Origin of the sequence: Cryobacterium fucosi (assembly GCF_004403515.1) — a bacterium.
Lineage (GTDB): Bacteria > Actinomycetota > Actinomycetes > Actinomycetales > Microbacteriaceae > Cryobacterium > Cryobacterium fucosi.
Map to the genome: position 1 here is coordinate 1 of NZ_SOHH01000034.1, position 5039 is coordinate 5039.

General features: G+C 70.7%; 6 protein-coding genes. 5 read left to right on the forward strand and 1 reads right to left on the reverse strand.

All coding sequences use genetic code 11. The features are described 5' to 3' along the window. On the forward strand, nucleotides 1-711 hold a 711-nt coding region (locus tag E3T48_RS03380), incomplete at its 5' end, for an alpha/beta hydrolase (RefSeq protein WP_241986613.1). A 45-nt stretch (nucleotides 712-756) separates the two neighbouring features. Here the strand turns inward: E3T48_RS03380 and E3T48_RS03385 are convergent. Then, entirely contained in the window at nucleotides 757-1149 is a 393-nt protein-coding gene (locus E3T48_RS03385) for a phage holin family protein (RefSeq protein WP_134522453.1), read from the reverse strand. Between the two features lie 91 nt (nucleotides 1150-1240). On the opposite strand from E3T48_RS03385, the gene E3T48_RS03390 reads away from it, so the two are divergent. The 4 genes from E3T48_RS03390 to E3T48_RS03405 form a co-directional block, all read left to right on the forward strand. Next, the gene (locus E3T48_RS03390) at nucleotides 1241-2347 is read left to right on the forward strand and encodes a histidinol-phosphate transaminase (RefSeq protein ID WP_134522454.1); all 1107 of its coding nucleotides are present in this window, start codon (nucleotides 1241-1243) and stop codon (nucleotides 2345-2347) included. Between the two features lie 4 nt (nucleotides 2348-2351). Then, the gene (locus tag E3T48_RS03395) at nucleotides 2352-3479 is read left to right on the forward strand and encodes a thiamine pyrophosphate-dependent dehydrogenase E1 component subunit alpha (RefSeq protein WP_241986615.1); all 1128 of its coding nucleotides are present in this window, start codon (nucleotides 2352-2354) and stop codon (nucleotides 3477-3479) included. Between the two features lie 95 nt (nucleotides 3480-3574). Further along, nucleotides 3575-4534 (forward strand): alpha-ketoacid dehydrogenase subunit beta, encoded by a 960-nt coding sequence (locus tag E3T48_RS03400; protein WP_241986617.1) that lies wholly within the window; start codon nucleotides 3575-3577, stop codon nucleotides 4532-4534. Between the two features lie 55 nt (nucleotides 4535-4589). After that, on the forward strand, nucleotides 4590-5039 hold a 450-nt coding region (locus E3T48_RS03405), incomplete at its 3' end, for a biotin/lipoyl-containing protein (protein ID WP_338145217.1).

The following is a 5039-nucleotide window of genomic DNA, read 5'->3' on the forward strand; positions in this document are numbered from 1 at the left end:
CGGGTCGGCCTGCCCGCGCCGGCCCGTCCGCCGACCGGGTTCGGCGACCTTGCCGCCCGCCTTCCGTCGGCGGCCACGGGCGGGGCGCAGGTGCGGGTCGAGCGCTACGGTCCGGCCGGCTCCGCGGCCTGGGTCGTCTACATCGGCGGCACGGCCGAGTGGAGCCCCGTCGTCACCGCAGAGCCGTGGGACCTCAGCTCGAACGTCGCCGCCGTGGCCGAGGAGGGCGCCGGCTCCTACCGGGCGGTCCTGGAGGCGATGCGCGAGGCCGGGGTGCAACCCTCCGATCCGGTGGTGCAGGTCGGGCACTCCCAGGGTGGGCTGGTCGCCAGCCAGGTGGCGGCATCCGGCGAGTTCAACACCGTCATGATCGCGACCTTCGGTGCCCCGAACGGCCAGGTCGAGGTTCCGGCCGGCCTGGCCGCCGTAGCGGTCGAGCACTCCGACGACATCGTCCCTGCGCTCGGGGGGCCCGGCGGGAGGGCGGAGGAGCGGCTGGTCGTGCGCCGGGAGGTGTTCGCCACCGAGCCGGTGCCCGTTGACCAGGCCCTGCCCGCCCACGCCCTCACCGCGTACCGGGAGACGGCGGGCTTGATGGATGGCTCGCCGGAGCCGCGGCTGCAGTCGTGGCGGTCGGCCCTGGCCACGGTGCTCGGCGAGAAGCCGGGATCGATGTCGCGGTGGCGGGGAGTTCGGGCGTCCGGCGACTGACCTGAGGATGGGCGTCCGGCCGCCGGAACCGGGGCCGGAGGGGGCCTACCGGCGGGGCGTGGCCGGCCGCGCCAGCAGGCCGAGCAGCCAGCTGACGATGCCGAGCACGAGCGCGCCGACCACACCCCAGCCGAAGCTGTCGACGACGAGTCCGAAGCCGAGAAGGCCGGAGATCCAGGCGACGAGCAGCAGCAGCAGCCCGTTCACGACGAGCGCCAGCAGCCCCAGGGTGAGGATGTAGAGCGGGAATGCGACCACCCGCACGAATCCGCCGACCACCCCGTTCACGATCCCGAAGATGAGGGCGATCAGCAGGTAGCTGATCAGCACGGCGGCCGTGTCCGGCGCGTACGGCACCACGTGCACCCCGACGACGAGCAGGGTCGTGATCCACAGGGCGACGGCGTTGAGGATCAGCTTGATCAGGAATCTGGCCATGCCACCACTATGGCACCGGATGCCGGATGCCGGATGCCGGGGGCCGCACCGCATTGCACTGTCTGCATATGCCCCGGCGTAGAATCGGCGAGTGAGCCCATCAGACCAGCCATCGGTCCGCCTGCGCCCCGAGATTGTCGCCCTTCCGGCCTACAGGCAGGGACAGGCCGCCGCGGCCACGGCGTTCAAACTCTCGAGCAACGAGAACCCCTTCGACCCGCTGCCCGGCGTCATTGAGGCGGTCAGCGCCGAGACCGCCTACAACCGGTACCCGGATGCCTCGGCCCTCGCCCTGCGCCAGCGCCTCGCCGCGAAGTACGAGGTCGGTGTCGACGAGGTCCATGTCGGCGCCGGATCGGTTGCCCTCCTGGCGCAATTCATCCTCGCCGCGGCCGGGCCCGGCGACGAGGTGCTGTACTCCTGGCGGTCCTTCGAGGCCTACCCCAGCCTCGTCACCGTGGCCGGCGCGACCAGTGTGCGCGTGCCGAACCGGGACGACCACGGCCACGACCTGCCGGAGATGGCCGCCCGGATCACCGAGCGCACCCGCGTCGTCATCGTCTGCAGCCCGAACAACCCGACCGGCACCATCGTCACCTCGGACGAGTTCGAGGCGTTCATGGCGGTCGTGCCGAACAACCTCCTGGTCCTGCTCGACGAGGCCTACGCCGAATTCGTCACCGACCCCGAGGCGGTCACGGGCCTGCCGCTGCTGAAGCGCTACCCGAACCTCGTCGTGCTGCGCACCTTCTCGAAGGCATACGGCCTCGCCGGCCTGCGGGTCGGCTACGCGCTTGGCCCGGTGCCGATCCTCGACGCCGCCCGCGCCACCGCGATCCCCCTGTCGGTCACCGGAGTCGCCGGAGCCGCCGCCATCGCCTCGCTCGCGGCATCCGACCAGCTGTTGCGACGGGTGCGCACCATCACGGAGCGGCGCGACGCGGCCTGGCGCGCGCTCACCGAGCAGGGCTGGAACATCCCCGCGCCCCAGGGCAACTTCGTCTGGCTGCCCGCCGGCGAGGAAACCACGGACATCGCGGACGTCCTGTCCGCGGTCGGCCTCGTCGTGCGACCGTTCCCGCCGGAGGGCATCCGGATCTCCATCGGCGAGGAAGAATCTGTGGAAAAGCTCGTATGCATGTGCGCCGACATTGTCGATGATCTACCAACGGGGCACCCGGCCCGACGGATAGGTTAGGACGGTGTCAGCGACCCCGAACGCCTCGCCAACGGTGCAACTACTCTCCCCCGCCGGTGTCTTCGCCCCCAGCGATGCCGCCGCCGAGTTCCTGCCCTACCTCGATCGGCTCACCGAGGCCGACTATCGCCGGTTCTACCGCGACATGGTCGTCATCCGCCGGTTCGACAAGGAGGCCGCCAACCTGCAACGCCAGGGGCAACTCGCCCTCTGGGTGCCCAGCCACGGCCAGGAGGCCGCCCAGGTCGGCTCCGCGTACGCCACCCGCCCGCAGGACCACATCTTCCCGTCCTACCGGGAACACGTCGTCGGCATGATCCGCGGCCTCGACCTGGTCGACATCCTCCGGATGCTGCGCGGGGTCACCCTCGGCGGCTGGACCCCCGAGGACCACGGCAACTTCCATCTCTACACGCTCGTGCTCGCCTCCCAGACCCTGCACGCCACGGGCTACGCGATGGGAATGCAGCTGGACGGCTCGACGGCGACCGGCAACCCGGAGACCGACCAGGCCGTCATCGTCTACTACGGCGACGGCGCATCCTCGCAGGGCGACGCCAACGAGGCCCTCGTCTTCGCGGCCAGCTACCAGACCCCGCAGGTCTTCTTCCTGCAGAACAACCACTGGGCCATCTCCGTGCCGGTGACGCGCCAGTCGCGCACCCCGCTGTACCTGCGGGCCGGCGGCTTCGGCATCCCGGGCACCCAGGTCGACGGCAACGACGTGCTCGCCAGCTACGCGGTCACCGCCAAGCACCTCGACGACGCGCGTGCAGGCAAGGGCCCGGCCCTGATCGAGGCCCTCACCTACCGGGTGGGCGCCCACACCACGGCCGACGACCCCACCAAGTACCGCGACCCCGACGAGCTCGCCTACTGGGTGGCCAGGGACCCGATCGTGCGGTTCCGCGCCCACCTGCAGGGTCTCGGCGTCGAACAGGAATTCCTCGACGCCGTCGACGAGGAGGCGGAGGACAACGCCGCCGACGTGCGCCGCCGCGCCCTGGAGATCCACTCGCCGGAGAAGAACGTGATCTTCGACAACGTCTACGCCGAACCCCACCCGCGGGTGCAGGAGCAAGAGGCCTGGCTCGAGCGGTACGAAGCATCCTTCGAAGGAGACGACGCATGAGCGACACGATCGTTTCGCCCGCCGCGCACCCGACCGCGCCGCCGGCCTCGGGATCCGTCGGGGCCCCGGCCGGCCCGGAGACCGCCAGCCTGCCGATGACCAAGGCCCTGAACGCCGGGCTCCGCAAGGCGATGCAGGACAACCCGAAGGTGCTCCTGATGGGCGAGGACATCGGACCGCTCGGCGGCGTCTTCCGCGTGACGGAGGGCCTGTACGCCGAGTTCGGCGACACGCGAGTGCTCGACACCCCGCTCGCGGAGTCCGGCATCGTCGGCACCGCGATCGGCCTGGCGCTGCGTGGTTTCCGCCCGGTCTGCGAGATCCAGTTCGACGGTTTCGTGTTCCCCGGTTTCGACCAGATCACCAGCCAGCTCTCCCGCATGCGCAACCGTCACGAGGGCGGGGTGTCTATGCCCGTCGTGATCCGGATCCCCTACGGCGGCCACATCGGCTCGATCGAACACCACCAGGAAAGCCCGGAGGCCTACTTCGCGCACACGCCGGGCCTGCGCGTGGTCAGCCCGTCCAACCCGCACGACGCCTACTGGATGATGCAGGAGGCCATCGCCTCCGACGACCCGATCATCTTCTTCGAGCCCAAGAGCCGCTACTGGCCCAAGGGCGAAGTGAACCTCGGAACCAGCGGCATCCCCCTGCACGCCAGCCGGGTTGTGCGCACCGGTACGGATGTCACGGTGCTCGGCCACGGCGCCATGGTCAGCGTGCTGCTCCAGGCCGCCGACCTCGCCGCCGCGGAGGGAATCAGCATCGAGGTCATCGACCTCCGCTCGATCTCCCCCGTCGACTACGGACCCATCCTCGCCTCGGTGGAGAAGACCGGCCACCTCGTCGTCGCGCAGGAGGCCCACGGCTTCGTCAGCGTCGGGTCGGAGATCGCCGCCACCGTGATGGAGAAGGCGTTCTACCTGCTCGAGGCCCCCGTGCTGCGCGTCTCGGGTTTCGACACCCCGTTCCCGCCCGCCGCCGTGGAGACCCACTTCCTCCCCAGCCCGGACCGGGTGCTTGAGGCCGTCGACCGCGCCCTCGCCTACTGACCATGCCCCGCCGGCTCGGTACGTCTCACCTCACCAATCGCAAGGAGCGCACTCCATGAGCGTGTCGAAGTTCACACTGCCGGATGTCGGCGAGGGTCTCACCGAGGCCGAAATCGTCGAGTGGAAGGTCGCGCCGGGCGACACCGTCGCGATCAACCAGGTGCTGGTCGAGATCGAGACGGCCAAGTCGCTCGTCGAGCTGCCCTCGCCCTACATCGGCGTGGTCGGCGAGATCCTGGTCCAGCCCGGAACGACCGTCGACGTCGGCACCGTGATCATCACGATCGTCTCCGACGACGCCGACGCCTCGGTGGCCGCTCCCCCGGTCGCGCCCGGCGCCCCGGCAGCCGCGAACGCGAACGAGCTGGCCAGCGCGGCAGCGGATGCCGGCTCCACCATCACCGATGAACCCGCCGAGAAGCCCGGCGCCGTGCTCGTCGGCCGCGGCGCGGCCGCGACCATGCCGACCCGGCGCAAGCGCCACGGCGGCAACCCCGTCGCCCAC

Excerpts from the sequence above, each read along its gene's own strand:
- E3T48_RS03385 (WP_134522453.1), bottom strand. The coding sequence starts at position 1,149 with ATGGCCAGATTCCTGATCAAGCTGATCCTCAACGCCGTCGCCCTGTGG.
- E3T48_RS03400 (WP_241986617.1), top strand. The coding sequence starts at position 3,575 with ATGACCAAGGCCCTGAACGCCGGGCTCCGCAAGGCGATGCAGGACAAC.